The following is a 25,810-nucleotide window of genomic DNA, read 5'->3' as shown; positions in this document are numbered from 1 at the left end:
GGTGTGTCGGCATTTGTGCCACACCGGAACGTTTGATCGTTTCGTTATCGGTCAGTGGTTGTGCATGGGTATTTTGCTGACAATCCTCGGAATCATCCTTCTCATCGCCGGCGTCCTGGGCGTGGTCCGCGGTCAGCTCCTGTGGGGCATCATCGCCATCGTGCTCGGCCTGTTCCTCACGCCCGGTTACTTCTTCGGTATCTGACACCGGCCCTGACCCGGGTGGCGCGCCGCCACGGCGCGTCACCCGCCACCCTGCCGCGCGGCCCCGCGGTGCGACCAGCGGTCGCACCGCGGGGCCGCGCGGTTCTCCCGTACCCGGAACCAGCGGAAGAAGTGCCCGGTGGACCGGGTGGTCCCCCGAGCCCGTCCGGCTCCCGGGGAGCCCGCCCCCGGCCGCCGCGCACACGCCGCCCCGAACGGCGCCCGGCCGTCCCTCCCCAGGCGCGCCCGGCCTCCCGTGACGGACGCGGTCCCGCATCCGGGGGCACCGGCCCGGGGCGACGGCGGCGCGGACCGCCTCCGTCCCCCCGCCCGGGGCCTCCGGGCACCGGCCCCGGGATGCGTGCGGCGTCGGGCCACCGGCCGTCGCGGGCGGCAGGACCTTCCCGGAGGCGCGTCGGGCGCCCGGGGTTCCAGGGCTCCAGGTGCGGGATCCGCGGCGGGGGCGGTGTTCCCGGCCGCACCGGGCGCCGGCGCCCGGCAGACCGGCCCCGGTCACCCGCCGCGTGCGGCCGCCGCCCGTGCTCCCGGGGCGTGTACCCTCGTGGGAGGCTGATCGGCCCCCACTCCTGTCACACGCCCCGTGCCCCCGAAACCCCCAGGTCACGGCGCTCACGCGTGCCCGGGGTCCGGGGCCATGACACGGGAGGCAGTGCAGTGAAGAGGGTCGAGCCGCAGGTCCGACTGATCTCGCGTCCGCAACTGGACTACGACGCGATCGCCGAGTACCTCAAGGAGGTCGGCGGGGAGTCCTGGCTGGGGCGCTTCGACCGGGGTGAGCTGGACGAGCACCTCAACGACCCGCAGAACCTCGCCGAGTTCGCCGGGCGGCTGTGCTACCGCTCCTGGGAGCCGGGCCTGAACCCCAACGTCACGCGGGTGCGCACCGACCAGGACGCCTACCTGGGCAACATCCTGGCCAGCCTGCACGGCTCGGTCCTGGAGCACGTGAACTTCGGGTTCGTGCTGCACAACGTGTCCCGGGTGCTCACCCACGAGCTGATCCGGCACCGGCCGGGTGTGGCGATCTCGCAGGAGTCGCTGCGGTTCGTGCGCCTGACCGACCTGCCGTTCTGGTTCCCGGAGTGGGCCCAGGACGACCCGGAGCTGATGGAGCGCGCCGAGGCCATGCTGGCGCAGATGGAGGAGTTCCAGCTCTGGATGGCCGACCACTTCGGCCTCGACGACGAGGGCGTGAAGTTCGCGGAGAAGAAGCACAAGACCTCCTTCATGCGCCGCTTCGCCCCCGAGGGCGTGGCCACCGGGCTGGTGTGGACCGCCAACGTGCGCACCCTGCGCCACACACTGGAGGCCCGCACCGCGCCCGGTGCGGAGGAGGAGATCCGGCTGCTCTTCCACCGCATCGGCGAGACCCTCCAGGAGGAGGCCCCGGCGCTGTTCGGCGACTACACCGTGGAGGACGGCGCCTGGGTGCCCCAGTGGCGCAAGGTCTGACCGTTCCCCGAGGGACCACCGCGGCGGCGCGGGGCACGAAGCCCCGCGCCGTCGGCGTGTGCACGGGGAGATTAGTGGTATACCGTTGATCGTCGGGATGAGCCGACGGCCGATCTCTCGCGCGGGGACGCCCGCCACCCGGGGCCCGCCGCGCCGACCCGGGAGGGACCCCACGTGACCGCACACCCCCGCACCACGATCTTCCGGAACCTGCGCCCCCTGGGCGGCGCCCCCCTCGACCTCACCGTGGTCGACGGCCGCGTGGCCGCCGGGCCGGCCGGACCCGCCGACGGGGCCGAGGTCGTCGACTGCGGCGGCCGCGTCGCGCTGCCGACCCTGGTCGACGCGCACATCCACCCGGACAAGACCACCTGGGGCGAGCCCTGGTACTCGCGCCGTCCGGCGCGCGGCATCGCCGAGCTGGGGGAGCAGGACGCCGAGGTGTTCGCCTCCCTGCCCACCCCCGTGGGGGTGCGCGCCGAACGCCTGATGGGCCACGCCGTCACCCGCGGCACCCGGGCGATGCGCGCCCACGCCGACATCGCCCCCGCCTACGGGCTGGCCGGGGTCGAGGGTGTGCGGGCCGCCGCGCGCAACCTCGCCCACGCCCTGGACGTGCAGGTCGTCGCGTTCCCCCAGCACGGGGTGCGGCGGGCGCCCGGCACGGCGGAGCTGATGGAGGAGGCGCTGCGCACCGGGGCCGCGGACCTCGTCGGCGGCATCGACCCCACCGGGTTCGACGGGGACCCCGAGGGCCAGCTCGACCTGGTGTTCGGCCTGGCCGACCGGTACGGCGCCGGGGTCGACATCCACCTGCACGAGGACGGGGAGAGCGGGGTCCGCACCCTGTACGCCATCGCCGAGCGCACCCGCGCCCTGGACCTGGGCGGGAGGGTGACGGTCGGCCACGCCTTCGCGGTTCCCGCCGCCGGGGACGGGCTCGACGCGCTGGCCGCGGCCCTGGGCGCGGCCGGGGTGGCCCTGACCACCGTCGCCTCCGACCCCGCGCGGGTGCTGCCGGTGGAGCGGCTGCGCCGACACGGGGTGCTCGTGGGACTGGGCTCGGACGGGGTCCGCGACGCCTGGAGCCCGTTCGGCGACGCGGACATGCTGCACCGCGCCCACCAGCTCGCCAGGGTCTCGCGGGCCCGGACCGACGGGCAGCTGGAAGCGGCCCTGGACACCGCCGCCCACGGCGGGGCGGCCGTCATGGGGCTGCCCGCGGCGGACTTCGCCCCCGGCGCCCCGGCGGACTTCGTCCTGGTGGAGGGCGAGTGCACGCCCCAGGTGGTGGTGGACCTGCCGCCGCGGAACCTGGTGGTGCGGGCGGGGCGCGTGGTAGCCCGGGACGGATCCCTCGTCTGACCCGGGCGCGCCCTCCGGGCGGGTGCACCGTTCCGGGCGCGACCTCGGCCGGGAGGCCGCGGGCGCGGGGCCCGGCCGCCTCCCGGAGAGGGCCGGGCCCCGCGGTGTGGGGAGGGCCGCGGGGCAGAGCGCGCTCGGGCGGGACGGTCCGCGGTGCCGGGAGGGTCGCGGTCCGTCCGGCACCGCGCATGCCGCGCGGAGGGGAGGGCGGAGCGGCGGGACCGCCGCAGGTGGAAGGCGTCGGGGCCCCGGATCCGGGGGCGCCTCCAGGATGGCGCGGCGATTCGGCGGGGTATCGGGAATGCGCTTTCCGTGTTAGGTTCCGGATTCCGGGAGCGCTCCTGTCACCACCCGCTCACGTTCCGCGAGGAATCGCGGCCGTGCGAAGGAGAAAGGCCCTTCCCATGAGACCCCCGACCCCCCGAACCCGGCGCCGCGCCCTGCTCGGCGCCGCCCTCGCCGCGGCCCTGGCCGTCGGCGCGGCGGTCCTCGCCGACCCCGGCCCCGAACCCGCAGCCCTCGCCGCCGCCGCGGAACCCGCCGTCCGGCAGGCCTCCGCCGCCTGCGGCGACGGCGGCTCCCACACCGAGGTCACCCAGAACGGCTCCACCTACACCGCCCGCGCCGGAGGCACCACCCTCTACCAGGGCGGCGACATGCTCGCGGCCATGCGCGCCGCGGTCAACGGGCTCACCCCGGGCCGCACCTGGCGCGAGCGCGTCGTGGTGCGCGCCTCCGGCTCCATGCCCGCCAACGCCTCCCTCGACCTGCCCAGCCACACCTCCCTGGAGGTCTGCGGCACCATCAACGTCACCGGCACGCCCACCGGCGGCAACGCGGCGGTCCGGATCCGCCACGCCCGGGACGTCGCCGTTCCCCACCTGTCCCTCACCGGGCGCCCGTACTTCGGCGTGTGGGTGCGCACCTCCAGCAACGTCCACCTGGGGCGGCTCGACCTGCGCCTGTCGGGCGGCCTGGGCGTGCGGGTCGACAGCCGCGACAACGACGCCGTCCGCGAGGCCCGCGACATCCGCATCGACGACGTGTACGTCTCCGGCACCGACAACCACGGCGTGGAGACCTACGGCGTCGACGGGCTGACCATCGGCACGGTCACCGCCCGCGGCACCGGCTACTCCGGCCTGCTGCTCAACGACACCGTCAACGCCACGGTCGGCCTGGTCGACGCGGTGGACGCCGGGACCGGGACGGGGTACGCCGCCTTCCGCACGGCCAACCGCAACGGCCGCGTCGGCAGCGGCTACCCGACCAACATCAGGGTCGGGGAGGTCCGTGCCCGCGGCGGCGGCCGGGGCATCTTCTGCGTCTCCGAGAGCGGCGGCCTGGTCGTCGACCGCGTGGACGTCTCCCGCACGGGGAGCAACGCCGTCCTGGTGGAGAACTGCCACAACGTCACCCTCGCCGGGGGGACCATCGCCGGACCGGGCGACATCCGGATCGCCGCCCGGTCCGGGTTCGCCAACACCTCTGGGGTGACCCTGCGGAACCTGCGCCTGGTCGACACCGTCCTCAACGAGAACCCGTGCGCGGTCGGCACCGTCGTCCGCGACATCACCTGGGTGAACAGCCGCGACAACAGCTGCTGAACCCGGCCGGGGCGGGCCGCCGCACACGGCCCGCCCCGGCGCCGCGCGTGCACGGGGCGGTCAAGGCGGGGTCGACGGACCGCCAAACAGGGCCAAACCCTGACCATCTCTTCCCTGATTCGGGAAAAACGGCGTTTTCACTGTTCAGATCGGGTAGAGCCGCGTGATGTAGGGCGGGCGTCCCGTCCGTCGACCGGTGAAGGGGGAGAGACCATGGCAGGCCACCGCGCGGAGAGGTTCGTGGGACACCACGTGTTGGACGAGGAGGGCAACAACATCGGGAAGATCGCCCGGGTGTACCTGGACGACCGCACCGGCGACGCGACCTGGGCCTCCGTCCACACCGGACTGTTCGGCATGAGGGAGACGCTGGTCCCCCTCCAGGGGGCGCGTCCCGTCCAGGAGGACATCCAGGTCCCCTACGACAAGTCCACCGTGAAGGACGCCCCCAACATCGACGCCAAGGACCACATCTCGCCCAGTGAGGAGCGGGAGGTCCGCGACTACTACGCGGCGCACGCGCCGACCGCCCAGGGGCGCACCCCGGGCACGGTGGACCCGAACGCCACCGGGCGGCCCGGCGCGGAGTCCGAGGGGTGGGCCGAGCCGACCGGGGCGCCGCCCCGCGCGACCGGTCCCGCGGGCACCGGCGCGCCCGCGGCGGACAGGGGCGCCGACGACGAGGTCATCATCCGCTCCGAGGAGGAGGTCGACATCGGCGTGGAGCGCCGCGAGGCCGGGCAGGCCCGCATGAGGCGCCACGTCGACACGGAGCGGTTCGACGAGACCGTCCCGGTCGGCCACGAGGAGCTGGAGGTCGAGCGCCGCCCGATCACCGACCCCGCCGACGTCACGGACGCGCACTCCATGGAGGAGGGGGAGGAGACCTTCACCCTCTACGAGGAGCGCCCGGTGGTCTCCAAGCGGCAGGTGCCGGTGGAGGAGATCCACGTGCGCAAGCGCGAGGTGACCCACGAGGAGCACGTCGAGGGCGAGCGCCGCTCCGAGCGCATCGAGTTCGAGGACGGCGACGACACCACGGGCGGGCGCTGACACCCGCCGCGGCGGCCGCCCGGGCTCCCCGGGCGGCCGCCGCCGCGTCGGTAGAGGGCGTCGAGTTCCCGCAGCCGTGCCCGGAGCTCCCCGGCGCGGTGGGGGGTCATGGCGCAGGCCACGGCGTCCAGCAGGGAGCGGGCCTGCCACGGGTCGTGGAAGGGGGACCCGAGGAGGGATCCCACAGGCGGCGCCGGGGGAGGCGGACGAACCACGCCCACTGGCCGAACATCTCGGCGACCCCGCCGGGGTACAGGTCGCAGCGCTGCTGCTCGATGACGGCGATCTCGGCGCCGGCCGCCCCGGACAGCCCGGGTACGGGGAACCCGCCGCCGAGGCGATGGCGGCGGCGGGTCGGGACGGCGGCCCGGAGGGATCCGGGACGGCGGCGCGGCATGGACACTTCCCGAGCGGCTCGTGTGCGGGCACCGGGATGCCCTCCCGGGGCCGGGACGTCTAGGGTGGATGCCGTCCCGCGGCCGTCAGACGAGGACCCACCCCCGTGCGCACCTTCGAAGCCCTCACCACCGACGACGTCGTCCGGCGGTTCCGGGACACCCACCCGGCGCCCGACCCCGCCTCCCGGGCGTGCAACGAGTACGCCGAGGGGGTCCTGCGGCTGGCCGGGGAGCAGCGCGGCGGCCGGTGGCACCGGGTCGCCCTGACCGGGGACGACGTCGCCGCGATCCTGCTGCCCTGGCACGTCGGCGAGTACGGGGAGCGCGAGCCGGTGCCCCCGGCCGGTGCCACCGTCGCCGAGGCGGTCCGCGTCCTGCGGGAGTGGCGCCGCGACTACGCCGACACCAACCCCGACTGCTGGAGCAAGCTGTCCCGGCAGGCCGCGGCCCCGTACTCGCCGCTGTTCCTGAGCGCGGGCGCCATCGACCACCCCTACTACGAGCGTGTCGAGCGGCGCGACGCCGTCACCCACCTGGACGGGCTGCACCGCATGCTCGCCTGGTCCCTGTGGGACCGGCTCCCGGAGGAGGCGGAGGCCTACCTGGCCGGATGACGCGGGTCAGCCGCACACCGAGGACAGGGACACGGCCAGGGCGGTGCGGCCCGGGAGGTCCAGGCCGCGCTCGGCCGCGACCCGGCGGGCCGTGCGGGACAGCTCCGCCTCGCAGCCCGGGGCGGCCGGTCCGGCCCCGGCCTCGGTGAGCGCGCCCACCAGGGCCGGGGTGATCCGGTCCAGCTCGGCGCGGGCCCCGGCCAGGTCCGGGGCGGTGGCCGGGCTCCGGTCCGGGTGGGCGTACCAGTCGGCGTGCCGGCTCCGCTGGATCACCTTGTTGGCCTCGATCTGGTCGCGCATCACCGCCAGCGCCGCGGCCGGGTCGCCGCCCAGGGCGAGGGCGGACCGCTCCGTCCGGGCCAGCACCGTCGCCTCCCGCTCGGGCGCCTCGACGGGGTCGCCGCTGTGCCACTTGGCCGCCGCGACCAGCTCGGCGACGGCCAGCCGGTCGGCCGACAGCTCCACGACCGGGGCCAGGACGACGGACGCCGCGGGGGCGGTGTGCGCCGAGGCGGTGGTGGCACAGGCGAGGACGACCGCCGAAGCGATGGTGACGGCGAGGACGCGCACGGTGAACCTCTCGGAAGACGGGAGGAGGACATCCGGAGTGTAACCACAAGAACGCGAATCGTTGGTGAAAGCGGTCGATCCGGTTCCGGTTCCTCGGGCCGCGGCCGTTATGTCCCGCCGGGGTGTCATCCCCGCGGTCGACACGAAGGGCACATAAAGTCGCACTGTCGGTCACCGGTGGAGGGGAGTGCCATGCAGGAGGACGTCGGCGCGGAGAACACCGAGGAGCCCGCCGCGGGCGGGGCGGAGGACACCGCCCCCGAGCCGCGGGGCCGGGAGGCCGCGCCCGGACGGGGGCACACCATCGTCATCGGGGCGGGCATGGCCGGACTGGCCGCCGCCGACCGCCTGGCCGGGGCCGGGGAGCGCGTCACCGTCCTGGAGGGCCGGGCCCGCATCGGCGGGCGTATCCACTCGATCCGCGAGTGGAACGGCACCACCCTGGACGCCGGGGCCTCCTGGATGCGCGGCGAGGAGAACAACCCCCTGGCCGAGCTGGTCAGGTCCCTGGGACTGCGCACCGCCGTGTTCAACCGCTCCACCGAGACCGCCTACGACCCCAAGGGGCGGCGGCTGCTCTTCGACCGGCACCGCCGCAACATGGAGGACGTCAACCTCCTGCACGAGCAGATGTACTGGGCCAACATCGGCGCGGGCTCCCAGGAGTCCATGGAGCAGGGCATCGACCAGGCGCTCTACGACGCGAACCTGGTGCGCGCCCGCGCCCGCGACGCCAAGGAGATCGTGTACCGCATGGTCGAGGGCGACCACGGAGCCGACGCCACGGAGGTCTCCTTCGAGGCGGTGGGCGCCCAGCACGAGTTCAGCGGCGACGACGTCGTCTTCCCCGACGGCATGGGCCAGGTCACCGACCACCTGGCCCGCGGCCTGGACGTGCGCCTGGAGCACGTCGTCCTGGGGGTCGCGCACGGCGCGGACGGGGTGTCGGTGCGGGTGGACGCCCCCGGCGGGGAGAGGACCCTCACCGCGGACCGGGCCGTGGTGACCCTGCCGCTGGGCGTGCTCAAGGCGGGCCGGGTGGACTTCCGGCCGCAGCTGCCCGAGGACAAGCGGCTGGCGGTGGAGCGCCTGGGCAACGGCCGCCTGGAGAAGCTGTTCCTGCGCTTCGACGAGGTGTTCTGGGGGGACGCCGAGGTGATCGTGCACCTGGGCACCGACCAAGGCGCCTGGTTCCACTGGTACGCGGGCCAGCGGGTGCTGGGAGTGCCGGTGCTGGTGTCCCGCAACGGCGGGGCCCCGGCCCGCTTCCTGGCGGAGATGTCGGAGGGCGAGGTGGTGGAGCACGCGATGGCGTCCCTGCGCACCATGTTCCGCAAGGCCCCGGACCCGACCGACCACTACCTCAGCCACTGGGCCGACGATCCGTTCGCCCGGGGCGCGTTCTCCTACAACGCGGTCGGCTCCGGCGACGGGGACAGGGTGGCGCTGCGCGCGTCGGTGGAGGACCGGCTGTTCTTCGCGGGGGAGGCCACCGAGATCGAGCACATCGCCACGGTGCACGGGGCCCTGCTGTCGGGGCTGCGCGCCGCGGACATGGTCCTGGAGTCCCAGGAGTGAGGCGCGGACCCGCCGCGGCGGGTCCGCGGGGCCGGGTCAGAGGTCGCGCAGCTCCCGCTCGACCGCTTCGACCTTGCCGTCCAGCGCCCCGGTGACTCCGGGCCGGATGTCGGCCTTGAGCACCAGGGACACCCGTCCGGCGCCCTCGCCCGCGGCCTCTGTGGCGGCCTTCACCACGGCCATGACCTCGTCCCACTCGCCCTCGACGGTCGTGAACATCGCGTCGGTGCGGTGCGGCAGCCCGCTGTCGCGGACGACCTTGACGGCCCTGGCCACCGCCGGCGCGACGGATTCCCCGGTGCCGAGCGGGCTGACTGAGAAGGCGACGAGCATGGGGTCCTCCCGGTTCGATGAGGCTGTGCTCCCCTCAGCCTCGCAGACGCCTCTCCGCTTCGGCCACTCCCGCCACGCAGGCGCGTCGCACCCGGCGGTGGTTGCTCCAGCGCTCCAGCAGGTTGAAGGGCCGGGGTGCCTCGTCCGGGCCGCCGACGGCCTCGGTCGGCTCCAGGAGCTGCCCGGTCAGGGCGCCCCGGCGGGTCCAGCGCTCCCAGCGCTCGAAGTCGGGGCTGGCCCGGTGGCCCATGGCCAGGGCCTCCTCCCCGGTGCCCGCGGGGTCGTCGCCGGAGCGGCCCCACAGCTCCACCGGGGTCCCGGGCGCGTCCGGCCACTCGGGGGCGGTGACCACGTCGATCCGGACGCCGCCCCCGCGGCCGCGGACCAGCAGCGCGTCCCGGGGCCGGTCGCGCGGGGGCAGCGGGACGACCCGCTCCACGTCGACCAGGCGCACGATGGCCCGGCCCATCCACCACCAGTTCTCCCGGCGCGCCATGAGGCTCCCCGCCCGCAGCCGGGTGGGCGGGTGCTTGGCGGCCTCCTGTTCGACCAGGTCGGCGAAGGCCTCGCCCCGGGGGTCCAGCGACACCTCCACGCGGCCGACGGCGGCCAGGGTCGGCTCCCCCTCGGCGGCGGGCGCGCTCACGCAGAAGGCGGCGTGCCGGCCCAGCGAGGCGATGAGGTGCAGGTGGGCCAGGGGCAGGGCGACGCAGGGCGTCCCGTCCGCCAGGAGGGGGACGACCGGGATCGCCTGGGGGCCCGATCCGCCCGACCAGCACAGTTCGCCGACGGGGGAGCGGCGCCAGACCGTGGCCGGATCGTGCACTTTTCTTCCTTGGGTGTGACGTGTGACTCATGTTAATTTCTCGGGACTGTACTCGACACCCCGGCCCGATGCACAACGCAGAGTGCGAAAGCGCTCGAAAGTGAGGAACTCCCCCCATGCCAGCTGTGGTCGTCCTACTCGGGGCACTGGCGCTGTTCGCGCTCGGCTACCGCTTCTACTCCAGCTACCTGGCGAAAAAGGTCTACGCCCTCGACCCCGCGTACACGACCCCGGCGCACACCTACAAGGACGGCGTCGACTTCGTCCCCACCAACAAGCACATCGTCTTCGCCCACCACTTCATCTCGGTGGCCGGGGCCGCGCCCATCGTCGGACCCGCCATCGCCGTCTTCTGGGGCTGGGGCCCCGCGCTGGTGTGGGTCGTGCTCGGCACGATCTTCGCCTCGGGCGCCCACGACTTCGGCGCGATCGCCGTCTCGGTGCGGCACAAGGCCAAGGGCATCGGCGCCCTGGCCGGCGACGTCATCAGCGGGCGGGCCCGGATCCTGTTCCTGCTGATCATCTTCTTCCTGGTGACCATGGTGAACGCGGTGTTCGCGGTCATCATCACCGGCCTCTTCGTCGCCAACCCCGAGGCGGTCCTGCCCGTCCTGGTCACGATCCCCCTGGCCATCGGCGTCGGCCAGGTCGTCTACCGCCGCCGCACCGCGGCCCTGCTGCCCTCGGTCATCTCGCTGATCGCGGTCTACGCGTGCATCCCGCTCGGCCAGATGTTCCCCGTCACCGTCGACCCGATCGCGAACGCGCTGGGCGTGGAGGCGTCCTTCGTGTGGCTGGTGTTCATCTTCACCTACACCTTCTTCGCCTCGCGCCTGCCGGTCTGGATGCTCCTCCAGCCGCGCGACTACATCAACCAGCAGCAGATGGTGCTGGCCCTGGTGGTCATCATCGCCGGCATCACCGTCGGCATGAACACGATCGAGGCGCCGCTGCTGCGGGGCGACCTGCCCGAGGGCTCCCCGTCGATCTTCCCGCTGCTGTTCATCACCATCGCCTGCGGCGCGGTCTCCGGGTTCCACAGCCTCGTGGCCTCGGGCACGACCTCCAAGCAGCTCGACAAGGAGACCGACGCCCGGTACGTCGGCTACCTCAGCTCCCTGGGCGAGGGCACGCTGGCGGTGTGCTCCATCCTGGCCTGCACCGCGGGCATCGTGGTCTTCAGCGCCAACCAGGGCATGGACTGGTCCGAGATCTACGTCGACTGGGCGGCCGCGGGCACCAACCCGGCGGGCCGCTTCGTCCAGGGCGTGGCCGGGTTCGCCGCCAACGTGGGCATCCCCGAGAGCATGGGCCTGGTCTTCGCCTCCCTGGTGGTCATCAGCTTCGCCGCCACCAGCCTCGACACCGCGGTCCGGCTCCAGCGCTACACCATCCAGGAGATCAGCGTCATCATCCGGGACCGCGCCACCGAGGGCGGTGCCCTGGAGAAGACCTTCTCCTTCCTGGCCCGCAACATCACCGTCGCGACCCTGATCGCGGTGCTGGTGCCCTTCGCCCTGGCCCTGATCCCCGGCAACTTCGCGGCCGGGACGCTGTGGCAGCTGTTCGGCACCACCAACCAGCTCACCGCCGGGCTGGCGCTGGCCGTCATCGCCGTGTGGGTCACCAAGCAGGGCCGCAACCCCCTCGCGGTGCTGGTGCCCCTGGTCTTCCTGGTCGTGATGACCTCCTGGGCGCTCATCGTGCAGCTCCTGGGCTTCCTCGGCTCCGAGGACAGCCTCCAGCGGTACCTGCTGGGTCCGCTGGACGCGATCATCTTCGGACTGGCCGTGTGGATGACGGTCGAGGCCGTGCTCGCCCTGCGCAAGGCCTTCGCGGCCCGCCGGGACGGCACCGCGCCCGCCTCCGGCGCGGACGCCGGGGCCGCCGCGGAGGAGACCGCCGGCACGGACGACAAGTCCTGAGCGGTCGACCGTGACCGAGCGCAGTGACGGTGCCGGGTCCTCCCCCGGGAGGGCCTGGCACCGTGCCGTCGCCGCCTGGCGCCGCGTCGAGGACTTCCACCAGCAGGTCTTCGACGCGCGCTGGGGGTACGACCGGCGGCGGCAGGCCCGGACGCAGCAGGACACCCTGCGCGCCCTGCTCATGCTGGAGAGCCTGGGCGTGGACAACCCCGTCGCCTATGAGACCTTGGACCTTCTCCCCTACATGGTCGCCGACCTGCACGAGTGGCACCTGAGAATGGGGCGGGACGACTTCGGAGCCCCGGGAGGCTGCTGCTGAACACCCCATCCGCCGCCGGCGCGCCGATCCTCTTCGTGGGGGGCAAGGGAGGCGTCGGCAAGACCACGGTGGCGGCCGCCCGCGCCCTCGCGCTGGCGGACGCGGGGCACCGGGTCCTGCTCATGTCCACCGATCCCGCGCACTCCCTGGGCGACGTCCTGGAACGCCCGCTGGGCGACCGGCCCGCCGAGGTCGAGCCGGGCCTGTGGGCGGCCGAGCCCGACGCCGACACCGCCGTCCGGCGCAGGATCGACCGGGTCGTCCGGGACGCGGAGCGGGCCCTGCCCGCCGAGATCATGCCCGCGGTCCGGCGCCACCTCGACCACGCCGGGGCGGCCCCGGGCATGGCCGAGTCCGCGCTGGCCGACCTGCTCATGGAGCGGATGGAGGAGGTCGGCGACCGGTGGGACCGGCTGGTCGTGGACAGCGCGCCCACCGGGCACCTGCTGCGCCTGCTGGCGCTGCCGACCCTGCTCACCCCCTGGGTGGAGGGGCTGACCCGGCGGCGCGAACGCGCGCGCAGCGCCGAGGCGTTCGCCGACGCGGTGGTGGCCGCGCCGGAGGAGGACCCCCTGCTGGTGCGGCTGCACGAGCGGCGGCACCGCCTGGAGGGGGCCGCCGGCCTGCTGCGCTCGTCCAGCCGGGTCTGCCTGGTGACGGTGCCGCGCCGCATGGTGCTGGCCGAGAGCGCGCGGGCGCTGGACTCCCTCACCGGGGCGGGGTTCCCCCTGGACACCGTGGTCGTCAACCAGGTCCCGCCGGCGGGGGCCGCCGGCCCGGAGGGGGTGGAGGTCCTGGACGAGATCCGGCGGCGCTTCGCGGACCCGGGGGTGGTGGAGGTCCCGCTCCAGGACCGGGAGCCCACCGGGCCGGAGCGGCTGCGCGCCCTGGCCGCCCACCTGCCGGGGTGAGGCGGGAACCGCGCGGGCCCCTCCTTCGTTCCATGTGATGGAGCAGCCCGAGAAAAACCGACATATCAGGCAAAAGCGTCGGTATACCGCAGGGTACGATGGGCGGGCGGCCGCCTGCCGTGCCATGGGGGAGACAGGGCCCCGCGATGGCGGGAAACGACACTTCGGCCCGTTATCGTTGGCGTCATGGGGCGATCCGCGGAAGACGGCAGAGACGAGGCGGGGGGCGCTGTGGCAGGTCCGGCGGTCGGTGACCGTATCTGGACGGTCCCCAATCTGCTGAGTATGCTCCGGCTGCTGGGCGTCCCGCTCTTCCTGTGGCTCGTGCTGGTGCCGCAGGCCGACTGGTGGGCGCTGGCCGTGCTCGCCTTCGCCGGACTCAGCGACTGGCTCGACGGCAAGATCGCCCGCGCCTGGAACCAGACCTCCCGGCTGGGCGCCGTCCTCGACCCGCTGGCCGACCGCCTCTACATCTTCGCCGCCCTGCTGGGACTGGTCGTGCGCGACATCGTCCCCTGGTGGCTCATGGCCATCCTCGTCCTGCGCGACGTGCTCATCCTGGGCGCCCTGCCGCTGCTGCGGTATTTCGGCTACGGCCCCCTGCCGGTCAACTTCGCGGGCAAGGCCGCCACCCTGTGCCTTCTCTACGCCTTCCCCCTGCTGTTCATCGCGGGTTACGCCAACATCGCCGGAGATGTGGCGCGGATTATGGGTTGGGCCTTCGCGCTCTGGGGAACGGCTCTTTATTGGTGGGCCGGACTGCTGTACGCCGTTCAGGGGCTGCGCCTGATCGCCCAGACCCGCCGCGACGAACGCGCCGATCGCTCCGACGGCCACCGGGCCGCCGAGGACGGCGACCCCGGTCGCGGACTTGATCCGGGTCGACCCGATCCGACCGCGCAGGCGGCCGCCGACGGAGAACCCGGTGCGGACGCCGACGGTCCCGGCCTGCGGGACCCGGGGCGGAGCGGCACCTGACGCGCCGACGGACCGGCTCACCGAGAGTCCTGTCGGAACGAAAGGGAGTGTCGTCTCCACCATGAGAACATGTCCCACCGCGCGATCGATCGTGCGCTCCGAACACCGGCCCCCCGCGGTACCCTCCGCCCGCACCCGGCGGAGGTGCTCCCGATGACCGGCCGCGAAGAAGAGGCCCCGACGCCCTCACCGAGCATGAAGGCCGTCGTCATGGCCGGGGGCGAGGGCACCCGCCTGCGCCCCATGACCGCCAACCAGCCCAAGCCCCTGCTGCCGGTGGTCAACAAACCCATCATGGAGCACGTGCTGCGGTTGCTGCGCAGGCACGGCTTCACCGAGACGGTGGTCACCGTCCAGTTCCTGGCCACTTTGATCCGCAACTACTTCGGCGACGGCGAGGAGCTCGGGATGAAGCTCCACTACGTCGCGGAGGAGGTCCCGCTCGGCACCGCCGGCAGTGTCAAGAACGCCGAGGACCACCTGCGCGGCGAGCCGTTCATCGTCATCTCCGGCGACGCGCTCACCGACATCGACCTCACCGACATGGTGCGCTTCCACCGGGAGAAGGGCGCCAAGGTCACCATCGCCCTCAAGCGGGTCCCCAACCCGCTGGAGTTCGGCATCATCATCGTCGACGAGCAGGGGCGCATCCAGCGCTTCCTGGAGAAGCCCACCTGGGGCCAGGTCTTCTCCGACACCGTCAACACCGGCATCTACATCATGGAGCCGGAGGTCCTGGACCGGGTCGCCGCGGGCGAGGTCGTCGACTGGTCCGGCGACGTCTTCCCCGAGCTGCTGGAGGAGGGCGAGCCCCTCTACGGCTACATCGCCGACGGCTACTGGGAGGACGTGGGCACCCACGAGAGCTACCTCAGCGCCCAGGCCGACGTCCTGTCGGGCAAGGTCGACGTGGAGATCGACGGGTTCGAGGTCTCCCCGGGCGTGTGGGTGGGCGAGGGCGCCCAGGTCTCCGCCGAGGCGGTGCTCAAGGGCCCGCTCTACATCGGCGACTACGCCAAGGTGGAGGCCGGGGCCGAGCTGCGCGAGTTCACGGTGGTGGGCAGCAACGCCGTGGTGCGCGCCGAGGCCTTCGCGCACCGCACCGTGCTCCACGACAACGTCTTCATCGGCCGCGGGGCCAACCTGCGCGGCGCGGTCATCGGCAAGAACACCGACGTCATGGCGGCGGCCCGGATCGAGGAGGGCGCGGTCGTCGGCGAGGACTGCGTCATCGAGTCCGAGGCCTACCTGCACAACGACGTCAAGGTCTACCCGTTCAAGACCATCGAGGCCGGCGCGGTCGTCAGCACCAACGTCATCTGGGAGTCGCGCGGGCAGCGGTCGCTGTTCGGGCCGCGCGGCGTCTCGGGGCTGATCAACGTGGAGATCACCCCCGAACTGGCGGTGCGGCTCGCCAACGCCTACGCCACCACGCTCAAGAAGGGCGCGATCGTCACCACCTCGCGCGACGTCTCGCGCGCGGCCCGCACCCTCAAGCGGGCGATCATCAGCGCCCTGACGGCCGCGGCCATCGAGGTCCGCGACCTGGAGGTCGTACCGCTGCCGGTGGCCCGCTTCCACACCTCCCAGAGCGGGGTCAGCGGCGGCATCACCGTGCGCACCACCCCGGGCGACCCGGAGTCGGTGGACATCCTGTTCCTGGACTCCGACGGCGCCGACCTGTCCCCGGCGGCCCAGCGCAAGCTCGACCGGGTGTTCTCCCGCGCCGAGTACCGCCGGGCCTTCCCCGGCGAGATCGGCGAGCTCACCTTCCCCTCGCGCAACGTGGAGAACTACGCCCACGACCTGCTGCGCGCGGTGGACACCTCCGGGATCGCGGAGGCGGACCCGAAGGTCGTGGTGGACTGCGCGGGCGGCAGCGGGTCGCTCATCCTGCCCTCGCTGCTGGGCCGGATCGGCGTGGACGTGCTGACCGTCAACAACCGGCTCGACGAGGCCTCGCCGACCGACACCGCGGCCAAGCGCAACCGGGACCTGGAGCGGCTGGGCGAGCTGGTCTCCGGCTCGGGGGCCGACTTCGGGGTCCGCTTCGACCCGGTGGCCGAGCGGCTCTCGATCGTGGACGAGAAGGGCGGGCTGGTCGACGACGAGCGCGCCCTGCTCGCGGTCCTGGAGCTGGTGTGCGCCGAGCGCAAGGGCGGCAGCGTGGCGCTGCCGGTGACCACCACCCGCATCGCCGAGCAGGTGGCGCGGGCCCACGGCGTCGAGGTGCTGTGGACGGCCACGGCCACCAACGAGCTCACCAAGGCGGTGCAGCAGGGGGAGGACGTCATCCTGGCCGGGGACGGCCGGGGCGGCTTCGTCATCCCCGAGTTCAGCCCGACCAGCGACGGCATCGCGGCCTTCGTCCGGCTGCTGGGCCTGGTGGCGCGGACCCGCAGCCCCCTGAGCCGGATCGAGGGGGGCATCCCCCAGGCGCACCTGCTGCGCCGGTCGGTGCCCACCCCGTGGGCGGTCAAGGGCAGCGTCATGCGGGCCGTCGTGGAGGCCGCGGGCGACCGCGAGCTCGACACGACCGACGGCGTGAGGGTCCTGGAGCCCGACGGCAGCTGGGCGCTGGTGCTCCCGGACACGGCCGAGGCCGTGACCCATCTTTGGGCCGAAGGTCCCGACCCGGACACGGCGCACCGCCTGGTCGCCGAGTGGGCGAGTGTCGTGGAACGCGCTGAGGGCTGACCTCCGCGCACGAGCGGGGTGCGGGCCACGCGGCCCGCACCCCCCGCGGGTGTACGGCGGAAACAGGAGTCCTCAGGGGCGCTGGCCAAGCCGTGCCCCCTGGCTAAACTGGACATAACGACAGGTCGTGGCGGTACGGCGGCGTCGAGGTGAATCCGTGGGGCGCAGGAGCGAACCAAAACCCCCGGACGGGCATCGGTACCAGAACAGGTGCCTCTCCTCGTCGGAGCCGTCCACCGGTGGAGTCGGTGCTCCGGGCACCGGATCCCCCGTTCCCCCCGCCGCTCGCGCGGCGGGGTGTTCACGGCAGGCCGACGGGGAGCGAAACCCTTCCCGGACAGGGATATGGTTTAAAGTCGAGTGTTCCCTGGGGCGCCGCGTCGCCTACCGCACGGGCCTTTCCGCAACGGGGGGACCCGCCGGGGGTGACAAGGAGTACAACATGGGGGATGAGACCTAGCGACCGACCGTGCGAGGTGCGCCGCTGCCGCGACAGCGGACCGTCTCGCCGCGTTCCGGACGCTGTGCGGGCCCCTCGCCCGCGCGACGGCCGGAGCGTGCCACCGACCAGCCGAATCAAGCACCGCCCCGTGCGGTAGGAGGCCGAGCCGACCTATGTCGAGCGTTTACTGCACGCAGTGCGGTCACGCCGTTGCGGATGATGCCCGTTTCTGCTCCCACTGTGGGACCCCCGTCCGCAGGGACGGACAGCCGGGCCCACGGCCCGCCGGGAGCGGGGAGTCCGCCGGAGACGTCACGTCCACCATCTCCATCTCCGGCATACAGGCCCTGGAGGAGGAGGACTCCGGTGACGAAGCGGGAGGTGTCGACCCCACCAATGTCGACGCCCTGCCCGCGGGTACGGCTCTGCTGGTGGTGAAGCGGGGCCCCAACGCCGGCAGTCGCTTCCTGCTGGAGAACGACGTCACGACCGCCGGGCGCCACCCCAACAGCGACATCTTCCTCGACGACGTCACCGTCTCACGGCGGCACGTCGAGTTCTTCCGCCGCGGCAACGGTTTCGGCGTCCGCGACGTGGGCAGCCTCAACGGCACCTACGTCAACCGGGAGCCGGTGGACGAGGCCGAGCTGGGCGGCGGCGACGAGATCCAGATCGGCAAGTTCCGGATGGTGCTGCTGACCAAACCGCGCCGCTGAGGAGCGGTGTCGGACTTGTACGGACACCATTGACGGCGGCGGCCGGGGCCGGGAAGGTTTGCGGCCCCCCGCCGCCGGACAGCTTTGTAACGAAGGGTGCCGATTTCGCCCTCGGGTCCTGGTCCAACGGGGGAACAGGGACGAGCGCCCATCCGGCATGACGACTCGTGGGACGGAGCCGCTGTGAAGCACATGGAGTTCGTCGGCGTCCGGGTTGAGATGCCCTCGAACCAACCGATAGTCCTGCTCAAGGAATCCGACGGGGACCGCTACCTCACGATCTGGATCGGCGGGGTGGAGGCGACCGCGATCGCGCTCGCACAGCAGGGCGTGGTCCCGGCCCGGCCGCTCACCCACGACCTGTTCCGGGACGTGCTGGACGCGCTGGGGACCCGGCTCACCACGGTGAACATCACGGGGCTGAACGACGGCATCTTCTACGCCGAGCTCGTGTTCAGCAACGGCGCCGAGGTCAGCGCCCGGCCCTCGGACTCCATCGCCCTGGCGCTGCGGACCGGTACCCCGATCTACGCGCACGAGGACGTGATCGACGAGGCCGGGATGCCCATTCCGGACGAGCAGGAGGACCAGGTCGAGGCCTTCCGCGAATTCCTCGACAACATCTCGCCCGAGGACTTCGGGCGCCGTACGGAGTGAACCGGTGGCGGACACCCGGGAACCGACCCGGAACACGGCTGCGACCTGCGGCTTCGTTCCGGGTCGCCGGTGTTAGATTGGGGACGGGGAAGTGATCGTCGTGGTCGGGGCCGAAAAACGGCGCACGCGCGGCCGCCGCGGCTCCGCGGCACCCGGGCGCGCGCACTTGGCGACGCGCCGGGGGGTGTCGTTGACGCTGCCCTCCGGTCGTCCTACGGTCGGTGCAGTGGAACCCGCGGCGCACCCGTTCCCTCTGTGGACATCCCCTGTCGAGACCGCCGCGGGACGAGAAGCCGGAGGTCGGCGTGGCGGTAGCGAGCGGCAAGCGGGAACCCCATGACAGGCGGTCCGCGCTGCGGCTAGCGGGGCAGCAGGGCCTACCGTGCGAAGAGGACGTGGCGCTGCCTATGGACGTCGGGTATCGGGGCCCCGCGGCCTGTACGGCCGCCGGGATCACCTACCGCCAGCTCGACTACTGGGCCAGAACCGGCCTGGTGGAACCGAGCGTGCGCACCGGTGCCCACAACGCCCCCCTGTACAGCCTCCCCGACGTCCTGATGCTCAAGATCGCCAAGCGGCTGCTGGACACCGGGATATCCCTCCAGCAGATCCGTACCGCGGTCGACCACCTGCGCGGGCGCCCGGCCCCCGAGCTGGCCCGTATCACCCTCATGAGCGACGGCGTCAGCGTCTACGAGTGCACCTCCCCGGAGGAGGTCGTGGACCTCATGCAGCGCGGCCAGGGCATGTTCGGCCTGGCGCTGGCCAACGTCTGGCGGGAGCTGGAGGAGGCCCTGGGCGTCGTCCCGGCCGAGGAGCGCGGCGACCTGCCCCCGGCGCCCCCCGCGGCCCCGGTGGACGAGCTGGCCCGGCGGCGCCGGGAGCGCCGCATCGGGTAGACCCGCGGGGCGCGGACCACCACGAGCCGATGACGGCTCCCGCAGGCGGATGCAGGCGGCTCGCGCCGCCCGCCGTACGCCGGGGCGTGGAACGCCGACCCGCGGAGGCCGCCGGGAAGGCCGGGGCCGGCGGGACCACCGGGGCCGGCCGCGTCGCGCTGCCGCTCTCCCGGCAGGTCTCGGGACCATCTCCGTCGGCGGGCCCCACACCCGGGCCGACGCCGCCCGGCCACCACGCGGACCTGCATGGGCCCGGCCCGCCCCCGGTACCCGCCGACGCCGTCGGATCCCTGGACTTCCCCGGATGGCCTGCGACGATGCGCTCGCCGTCGAGCAGGCCGCGACCCGCCTGCGGGCGCTGGGCCACGGGCGCGCCGGCCCGGCGGCGGGCCGCCGGAGGGCGACCGATCTCCGTGCGACACGGCGGTGTGGCTGCGGATCGTCCGAGAGGGATGACAGAGTGAGGGACGAGGGGTTCGCGCGGAGGACGGCCGCGCGAACCTCTCCACAGAGCCTGTCCGAGAGGGACGGGAGAGGAGCCCGTGCGGGGGACGGCCGCGCGGGCTCCGCCCTCTTCCGGTCCCGGCGGCCGGTCAGCGGGTGAAGGAGTCGGCGTTGAGCATGGCGAAGCCCTCCTCCCCGGGGACGCAGGGCCCGGGAACGCCGTACTCCTCCATCCACGCCCCGGCGGGGGCGTGGCCGCCCGCGGCGTCGAGGGGGTCCCCGGCCGCGATCTCGCCGAACCCGGGGACGGTGACACCCGCGCGGCCGTCCTCCAGGGGCTCCACCCCGGCGGGCCACACGATCTCGGCCCGCTGGACGACCTCCCCGGTCGCCCCGTCCCGGGAGGCCAGGACCAGGCAGCGCCCGCCGGGCCGGTATTCCAGCTCCCCGACCATCCGGGCCTCCATGCCCGAGGTGAAGCCGTGGACGAGGAGGCGGGGGTCGCCCTCCAGGACGACGACCTCGTCGGACCCGGGGCCGCCGGTACAGGCGGCCAGGAGGAGTGCGGTGAGCAGGGCGGGGGTCGTGATACGGCGCACGGTGTGTCCTTCGGAGTCGTAGGGCCCTCACGGGACGCGGCGGAGGAGGGGCGCGTTCCCCGGCGCGGGTGTCCGAGAGAGGGGAGCGGGGCCGGGAGTCCCCGGGACCGTCCGAGAGAGGACGGTGGAGAGGGTCCGTGCGGAGGGACGGCCGCACGGGCCCTCGCCGCGCCCGGGGTCCACGGGACGGGGTGTGGCACGCGGAACGCACGGGGTGACTCGGTCCCGGAGCGCGTAATCGAGTACGGTCGTAACCACAACAGGGATGAAAACCGACATTCGCCCTGTCCGTACAAGTGAACACTGCGTCAGCAGGCTGTCGATACCGCGCGGGAGAGACCCCTGAGCCAGGGGCGCCGACGGGGCAATACTCCCCAGTAACCTCTCAGGCACCACGGACCGCGCGGAGGAGGCCGCTCTGAAGCCTGGGCGTGCCCGGTGACAGAGGGGGAGACCGTGAGGAACACCGCCGATCCGCATCGGCCCTGTCACCAGGAGGTCTCCGTGTCCGACCAGCCCGTGAACGCCCCCGGCGCACCCGCCCGGGTGTTCGCCGACCGTCACGTCGGACCCGCCCCCGGCGCCGTCGAGGAGATGCTCAAGACCGTCGGCTACGGCTCCACCGCCGAGCTCATGGCCGCCGCCGTCCCCGCGTCCATCCTCAGCGCCCCCGGCCAGAGCGCCCCGCTGGACCTGCCCGAGGCCGTCGGCGAGGCCGAGGCGCTCGCGGAGCTGCGTACGCTCGCCGAGCGCAACACCGTCGTCAAGCCCCTGATCGGCCTGGGCTACCACGGCACCCTCACCCCGCCGGTGATCCTGCGCAACATCATGGAGAACCCCGCCTGGTACACGGCGTACACGCCCTACCAGCCGGAGATCTCCCAGGGCCGGCTCGAGGCCCTCCTCAACTTCCAGACCATGGTCTGCGACCTCACCGGCCTGCCCGTCGCCGGCGCCTCCCTGCTGGACGAGGCCACCGCCGCGGCAGAGGCCATGACCCTGTCCCGCCGCGCCTCCAGGAGCGGGGCGGACGTCTTCGTCATCGACTCCGACGTCCACCCGCAGACCCTCCAGGTCCTGCGCACCCGCGCCGAACCGCTGGGCATCGAGATCGTCGTCGCCGACCTGTCCCGGGGACTGCCCGAGGGCGACGCCTTCGGCGTCCTGGTCCAGTACCCGGCCTCCAGCGGCGCGGTCCGCGACCCGGGCGCGGTCATCGCCGCCGCCCACGAGCGCGGTGCCCTGGCCGTGGTCGCCGCCGACATCCTGGCGCTGACCCTGCTGCGCAGCCCCGGCGCCCTGGGCGCGGACATCGCGGTCGGCTCCACCCAGCGCTTCGGCGTCCCGCTGGGCTTCGGCGGCCCGCACGCCGGCTACATGTCCGTCACCGAGAAGCTGCGCCGCCAGATCCCCGGCCGCCTGGTCGGGGTCTCGGTGGACGACGCGGGCCGCCCGGCCTACCGCCTGGCCCTCCAGACCCGCGAGCAGCACATCCGCCGCGAGAAGGCCACCAGCAACATCTGCACCGCCCAGGTGCTGCTGGCCGTCATGGCCGGGATGTACGCCGTCTACCACGGCCCCCACGGCCTGCGCGCGATCGCCCGCCAGGTGCACACCCGCACCGCGGCGCTGGCCGACGCCCTGGCCGAGCGCGGTTTCGAGATCGTCCACGGCTCCTACTTCGACACCCTGCGGGTGCGGGTGCCCAGCGCTGACCGGGTCGTGGAGGACGCCCTGGCCGCCGGGTTCAACCTGCTGCGCGTGGACGCCTCCACCGTCGGGGTCAGCCTGGACGAGACCACCACCGTCGCCGACCTGACCGCGCTGGCCGGGGCGTTCGGCGAGGCCGGACGCGGCTCCGGCAGGACCGCCGTGTCCGTGGACGAGAGCGCCGACCGCCTGCCCGAGGGCCTGGCGCGCGGGGTGGACTACCTCGACCACCCGGTGTTCAACACGCACCGCAGCGAGACCTCGCTGCTGCGCTACATGCGGAGGCTGTCGGACCGCGACCTGGCGCTGGACCGCACGATGATCCCGCTGGGCTCGTGCACCATGAAGCTCAACGCCACCGCCGAGATGGAGGCGGTCACCTGGCCGGAGTTCGCGGGCCTGCACCCGCTGGCCCCGCTGGACCAGGCGGCCGGCACGGTGGCGCTCATCCGCGACCTGGAGGCCTGGCTCGCCGAGATCACCGGCTACGACGCGGTGTCCCTGCAGCCCAACGCCGGCTCCCAGGGCGAGTTCGCGGGCCTGCTGGCCATCCGCGGCTACCACCGCTCGCGCGGCGACGACCACCGCGACGTGTGCCTGATCCCCAGCTCCGCGCACGGCACCAACGCCGCGAGCGCGGTGATGGCGGGCATGCGCGTGGCCGTCGTGGCCTGCGACGAGGGCGGCAACATCGACCTGGACGACCTCCGCGCCAAGATCGGGAAGCACGCCGACGCGCTGGCCGCGATCATGGTGACCTACCCGTCCACGCACGGCGTGTACGAGGACACCATCACCGAGGTGTGCCGCCTGGTCCACGAGGCCGGGGGCCAGGTCTACGTCGACGGCGCCAACCTGAACGCGCTGGTGGGCTGGGCCAAGCCGGGCGAGTTCGGGGCCGACGTCAGCCACCTGAACCTGCACAAGACCTTCTGCATCCCGCACGGCGGCGGCGGTCCGGGCGTGGGCCCGGTCGCGGTCCGCTCGCACCTGGCGGCGTTCCTGCCCAACCACCCGGGCCGGCCCGAGGCGGGCCCGCACACGGGCGTGGGCCCGGTGTCGGCGGCGCCGTTCGGCTCGGCGGGCATCCTGCCGATCTCCTGGGCGTACGTCCGGATGATGGGCGGCGAGGGGCTGCGCAGGGCCACCGAGGTCGCCGTGCTGTCGGCGAACTACGTGGCCAAGCGGCTGGAGCCGTACTACCCCGTGCTCTACACCGGTGCCGACGGCCTGGTCGCGCACGAGTGCATCATCGACATCCGCCCGCTGCAGAAGGCGAGCGGCATCAGCAACGAGGACGTGGCCAAGCGGCTGATGGACTACGGCTTCCACGCCCCGACGATGTCGTTCCCGGTGGCCGGGACGCTCATGGTGGAGCCGACCGAGAGCGAGGACCTGGCGGAGCTGGAGCGGTTCATCGAGGCGATGATCGCCATCCGCGGCGAGATCGACAAGGTCGCGTCGGGGGAGTGGGACGCCCAGGACAACCCGCTGCGCAACGCCCCGCACACCGCGGAGGAGGTCACGGCCGACGAGTGGACCCACGGCTACGGCCGCGCGGTCGCCGCCTACCCGGTGCCGTCGCTGCGCCGCGACAAGTACTGGCCGCCGGTGGGCCGGATCGACCAGGCCTACGGTGACCGGAACCTGGTGTGCTCCTGCCCGCCGCCCGAGGCCTTCGAGCTGTAGGGGAGCGGTTCCGCGGGCTCGCGGGGACCCCGGGGCTCCGTCCGGATCCGGACGGAGCCCCTTATTCGGACATTTAGAAAATCTACGACATAAAGGTAGGGCGTCCGTGTCCTCACCAGGCACATGAGCCCCGGGCGGCGACACCGGACCCCGCGGCCCCCTCCGGTCACCGCCGCGCGCGTTAGAGTTGCGGCGACACCCGCGTGCCCCACCGCGCGGACCCCCACCGGAAAGCGCCCAGCATGACCACGACCTCCGGATCCTCCGCACGCTCCGGCGGCCCCGCCGAACCGCGGCCGCGGGCCGTCGACCCCCGGGATCTGCCGACCGGGCCCGCGCCCTCGGCGGAGGAGGCCCCCGGACTGTGCGACCAGGCCCGGGACCTGGCCGAGAACGGACACCTGGACCGCGCCGCCGAGCTCTACCGCCGTGCGGCCGACGCCGACCCGCCCCCGGAGGTGCTGGCCCGCGCCCTGCTGGGCCTGGCCGTGGTCGAGGACGGGCGCGGCGACACCGCCGCCGCCCGCGACGCCGCCCGCCGGGCCCTGGCCACCGGTGACGCCCGGCACGCGCCCCGCGCCGCCCACCACCTCGCGCTGTCCCTGGAGCAGGACGGCGAGCGGGCCGAGGCCGAACGCGTCTGGCGGCGGCTTCTCGACCTGGACGGCGGGCCCGGCCGCACGGCCGTGGCCCACTACGGGCTGGCCCGTGCCGCCGAGGAGCGCGGCGACGCCGAGGCCGCGCGGGAGCACTGGGAGGCGGCCCTGGCGCCGCCGGCCGGCCGCCCCGACCGGCTGCACGCCGAGACCGTGGCGGAGGCCGCCCGCGACCTGGCCGGGCGGCTGCTGGGCCGGGGCGCGCCGGGCGCCGCGCTGAGCGCCGCCGACCGGGGGCTGTCCGCGGCCGAGGACCCGCGGCTGCGCCTGCTGCGGGCCGCCGCCCACCTGGAGCACGCCATCGCCGATCTGGCCGCCGTCGCCGAACCGCCCGCGGAGGGGGAGGAGCCCGTCGAGCCGGAGACCGCCGGGGCCGCGGTGGAGCTGCTGGCCGGGCTGCTGGCCCTGCGCGGGGACACCGACGGGGCGGCCGACGTGTGGCACAGCGGGCTGCGCGGGCACGGTGAGGCCACCGCCGAGGAGGTCGGCGCCCGACTGCGGCGCGGATTCGCCCCCGGCGGAGAGGAGGGCGCCTGGTGGGAGCCCTACCTGGAGGAGGCGGTGGCCACGGCCAGCACTCCGGCGCTGGCGGCGGAGCTGTTCGCGGTGCTGACCCGGATGCACGCCCTGGCGGCGCTGCCCGCACTGGAGGGGGAGGCGCGGCCGGCGGTGCTGCGGCGGGCCCTGGTCGAGGCGGTGCGCACCCCCGACGAGCTCGTGTGGGGGCCGGGACTGCACGCCGACCTGCGGCGCCGGCTGGCGGGGGACGACGGGGAGGGCGACCTGCTGCCCGAGGACTGGCCCGAGCGGCTCTGAGGCCGGGCGGGCCGCACATGCCGCCGCCCGGGGCTCGGCTCCCGGGCGGGGTCGTCCGGCCCGTCGGGGGACCGGTGGGGACGGTGGTTCCCGGCGTCAGGCGGCCAGGACGCGGGGGCGGTGCGGTGCCACGACGGCGCCGTCGGGCAGCAGCTCACCGGTGTCCTCGAAAAGGACGACACCGTTGCAGAGCAGACTCCATCCCTGTTCCGGATGGCTGGAGACGACGCGCGCGGCCTCGCGGTCGGTGTCCTCGAAGGACGGGCAGGGAGGCTGGTGACTGCACATGGGATCGGCCTTTCACTAGAGGCTCTTCGTTGAGCTGACGCCA

At 73.8% G+C, this 25,810-nt stretch carries 23 protein-coding genes and 1 riboswitch; of the genes, 17 read left to right on the top strand and 6 right to left on the bottom strand.

Going from position 1 to position 25,810, the window contains the following annotated elements:
- Nucleotides 1-64 precede the first annotated feature (64 nt).
- The 5 genes from ACSUPR_RS05875 (at nucleotide 65) to ACSUPR_RS05855 (ending at nucleotide 5,702) form a co-directional block, all read left to right on the top strand.
- Entirely contained in the window at nucleotides 65-205 is a 141-nt protein-coding gene (locus tag ACSUPR_RS05875) for a GPGG-motif small membrane protein (RefSeq protein WP_436889929.1), read from the top strand.
- A gap of 674 nt (nucleotides 206-879) precedes the next feature.
- Complete coding sequence (gene thyX / locus ACSUPR_RS05870) at nucleotides 880-1,677, top strand: FAD-dependent thymidylate synthase (RefSeq protein WP_436889927.1); 798 nt, start codon at nucleotides 880-882, stop codon at nucleotides 1,675-1,677.
- Nucleotides 1,678-1,851: 174 nt separating this feature from the next.
- Nucleotides 1,852-3,042 (top strand): amidohydrolase, encoded by a 1,191-nt coding sequence (locus ACSUPR_RS05865; protein ID WP_436889926.1) that lies wholly within the window; start codon nucleotides 1,852-1,854, stop codon nucleotides 3,040-3,042.
- Nucleotides 3,043-3,446: 404 nt separating this feature from the next.
- Entirely contained in the window at nucleotides 3,447-4,649 is a 1,203-nt protein-coding gene (locus ACSUPR_RS05860; RefSeq protein WP_436889925.1) for a right-handed parallel beta-helix repeat-containing protein, read from the top strand.
- Between the two features lie 213 nt (nucleotides 4,650-4,862).
- A complete protein-coding gene (locus tag ACSUPR_RS05855) occupies nucleotides 4,863-5,702 on the top strand; it encodes a DUF2382 domain-containing protein (RefSeq protein WP_436889924.1) in 840 nt (279 codons plus the stop codon).
- 106 nt (nucleotides 5,703-5,808) lie between these two features.
- On the opposite strand, the gene ACSUPR_RS05850 is transcribed toward ACSUPR_RS05855, so the two are convergent.
- A complete protein-coding gene (locus ACSUPR_RS05850; RefSeq protein WP_436889923.1) occupies nucleotides 5,809-6,099 on the bottom strand; it encodes a hypothetical protein in 291 nt (96 codons plus the stop codon).
- Nucleotides 6,100-6,204: 105 nt separating this feature from the next.
- On the opposite strand from ACSUPR_RS05850, the gene ACSUPR_RS05845 reads away from it, so the two are divergent.
- Nucleotides 6,205-6,714, top strand: a complete 510-nt coding sequence (locus tag ACSUPR_RS05845) for a DUF6309 family protein (protein ID WP_436889922.1) — start codon at nucleotides 6,205-6,207, stop codon at nucleotides 6,712-6,714.
- A gap of 6 nt (nucleotides 6,715-6,720) precedes the next feature.
- Here ACSUPR_RS05845 and aroQ read toward each other — a convergent pair whose 3' ends face one another.
- Entirely contained in the window at nucleotides 6,721-7,284 is a 564-nt protein-coding gene (gene aroQ / locus ACSUPR_RS05840; RefSeq protein ID WP_436889920.1) for a gamma subclass chorismate mutase AroQ, read from the bottom strand.
- A gap of 192 nt (nucleotides 7,285-7,476) precedes the next feature.
- Between aroQ and ACSUPR_RS05835 the strand changes: the two genes are divergently transcribed.
- Nucleotides 7,477-8,862: a flavin monoamine oxidase family protein gene (locus tag ACSUPR_RS05835; RefSeq protein WP_436889918.1), complete on the top strand. Its 1,386-nt coding sequence runs from the start codon at nucleotides 7,477-7,479 to the stop codon at nucleotides 8,860-8,862.
- Nucleotides 8,863-8,898: 36 nt separating this feature from the next.
- Here ACSUPR_RS05835 and ACSUPR_RS05830 read toward each other — a convergent pair whose 3' ends face one another.
- Together ACSUPR_RS05830 and ACSUPR_RS05825 are read right to left on the bottom strand one after the other, a co-directional pair.
- Nucleotides 8,899-9,195 carry an MTH1187 family thiamine-binding protein gene (locus ACSUPR_RS05830; protein WP_436889917.1) on the bottom strand — a complete coding sequence of 99 codons (297 nt, stop codon included), beginning with the start codon at nucleotides 9,193-9,195 and terminating at the stop codon, nucleotides 8,899-8,901.
- Nucleotides 9,196-9,229: 34 nt separating this feature from the next.
- The gene (locus ACSUPR_RS05825; protein ID WP_436889916.1) at nucleotides 9,230-10,021 is read right to left on the bottom strand and encodes a hypothetical protein; all 792 of its coding nucleotides are present in this window, start codon (nucleotides 10,019-10,021) and stop codon (nucleotides 9,230-9,232) included.
- A gap of 116 nt (nucleotides 10,022-10,137) precedes the next feature.
- Here ACSUPR_RS05825 and ACSUPR_RS05820 point away from each other — a divergent pair, with 116 nt between their 5' ends.
- The 8 genes from ACSUPR_RS05820 to ACSUPR_RS05785 all read left to right on the top strand — a co-directional run bounded on the left by ACSUPR_RS05820 (nucleotide 10,138) and on the right by ACSUPR_RS05785 (nucleotide 19,565).
- Complete coding sequence (locus ACSUPR_RS05820) at nucleotides 10,138-11,946, top strand: carbon starvation CstA family protein (protein ID WP_436889915.1); 1,809 nt, start codon at nucleotides 10,138-10,140, stop codon at nucleotides 11,944-11,946.
- 10 nt (nucleotides 11,947-11,956) lie between these two features.
- Nucleotides 11,957-12,265, top strand: a complete 309-nt coding sequence (locus ACSUPR_RS05815; protein WP_436889914.1) for a cory-CC-star protein — start codon at nucleotides 11,957-11,959, stop codon at nucleotides 12,263-12,265.
- Nucleotides 12,256-13,176, top strand: a complete 921-nt coding sequence (locus ACSUPR_RS05810) for an ArsA family ATPase (RefSeq protein WP_436891883.1) — start codon at nucleotides 12,256-12,258, stop codon at nucleotides 13,174-13,176. The genes ACSUPR_RS05815 and ACSUPR_RS05810 overlap by 10 nt, the downstream gene beginning before the upstream one ends.
- A 231-nt stretch (nucleotides 13,177-13,407) precedes the next feature.
- A complete protein-coding gene (locus ACSUPR_RS05805) occupies nucleotides 13,408-14,154 on the top strand; it encodes a CDP-alcohol phosphatidyltransferase family protein (protein ID WP_436889913.1) in 747 nt (248 codons plus the stop codon).
- Between the two features lie 195 nt (nucleotides 14,155-14,349).
- Nucleotides 14,350-16,851 (top strand): sugar phosphate nucleotidyltransferase, encoded by a 2,502-nt coding sequence (locus ACSUPR_RS05800; RefSeq protein WP_436891882.1) that lies wholly within the window; start codon nucleotides 14,350-14,352, stop codon nucleotides 16,849-16,851.
- 615 nt (nucleotides 16,852-17,466) lie between these two features.
- On the top strand, nucleotides 17,467-18,009 hold the full coding sequence (locus ACSUPR_RS05795; RefSeq protein WP_436889912.1) for an FHA domain-containing protein: 543 nt from the start codon (nucleotides 17,467-17,469) through the stop codon (nucleotides 18,007-18,009).
- A 183-nt stretch (nucleotides 18,010-18,192) separates the two neighbouring features.
- Nucleotides 18,193-18,666 carry a bifunctional nuclease family protein gene (locus ACSUPR_RS05790; RefSeq protein ID WP_436889910.1) on the top strand — a complete coding sequence of 158 codons (474 nt, stop codon included), beginning with the start codon at nucleotides 18,193-18,195 and terminating at the stop codon, nucleotides 18,664-18,666.
- 407 nt (nucleotides 18,667-19,073) lie between these two features.
- Nucleotides 19,074-19,565: a MerR family transcriptional regulator gene (locus ACSUPR_RS05785; RefSeq protein ID WP_436891881.1), complete on the top strand. Its 492-nt coding sequence runs from the start codon at nucleotides 19,074-19,076 to the stop codon at nucleotides 19,563-19,565.
- 593 nt (nucleotides 19,566-20,158) lie between these two features.
- On the opposite strand, the gene ACSUPR_RS05780 is transcribed toward ACSUPR_RS05785, so the two are convergent.
- Nucleotides 20,159-20,608: a hypothetical protein gene (locus tag ACSUPR_RS05780; protein ID WP_436889909.1), complete on the bottom strand. Its 450-nt coding sequence runs from the start codon at nucleotides 20,606-20,608 to the stop codon at nucleotides 20,159-20,161.
- A gap of 320 nt (nucleotides 20,609-20,928) precedes the next feature.
- A riboswitch (glycine riboswitch) is annotated at nucleotides 20,929-21,020 on the top strand.
- A 92-nt stretch (nucleotides 21,021-21,112) separates the two neighbouring features.
- Between ACSUPR_RS05780 and gcvP the strand changes: the two genes are divergently transcribed.
- Both gcvP and ACSUPR_RS05770 read left to right on the top strand, forming a co-directional pair.
- Nucleotides 21,113-24,007 carry an aminomethyl-transferring glycine dehydrogenase gene (gene gcvP, locus ACSUPR_RS05775; protein ID WP_436889907.1) on the top strand — a complete coding sequence of 965 codons (2,895 nt, stop codon included), beginning with the start codon at nucleotides 21,113-21,115 and terminating at the stop codon, nucleotides 24,005-24,007.
- Between the two features lie 242 nt (nucleotides 24,008-24,249).
- Nucleotides 24,250-25,479, top strand: coding sequence for a tetratricopeptide repeat protein (locus tag ACSUPR_RS05770; protein WP_436889906.1), 1,230 nt, complete (start codon nucleotides 24,250-24,252; stop codon nucleotides 25,477-25,479).
- A gap of 96 nt (nucleotides 25,480-25,575) precedes the next feature.
- On the opposite strand, the gene ACSUPR_RS05765 is transcribed toward ACSUPR_RS05770, so the two are convergent.
- Nucleotides 25,576-25,767, bottom strand: coding sequence for a DUF5999 family protein (locus tag ACSUPR_RS05765; protein WP_436889904.1), 192 nt, complete (start codon nucleotides 25,765-25,767; stop codon nucleotides 25,576-25,578).
- Between the last annotated feature and the right edge of the window lie 43 nt (nucleotides 25,768-25,810).

It is taken from the genome of Nocardiopsis dassonvillei (genome assembly GCF_964273065.1).
GTDB classification, from domain to species: Bacteria; Actinomycetota; Actinomycetes; order Streptosporangiales; family Streptosporangiaceae; genus Nocardiopsis; species Nocardiopsis dassonvillei_B.
The sequence above is the reverse complement of the archived record's forward strand: the minus strand, read 5'-3'. Positions and strand labels throughout refer to the sequence as shown.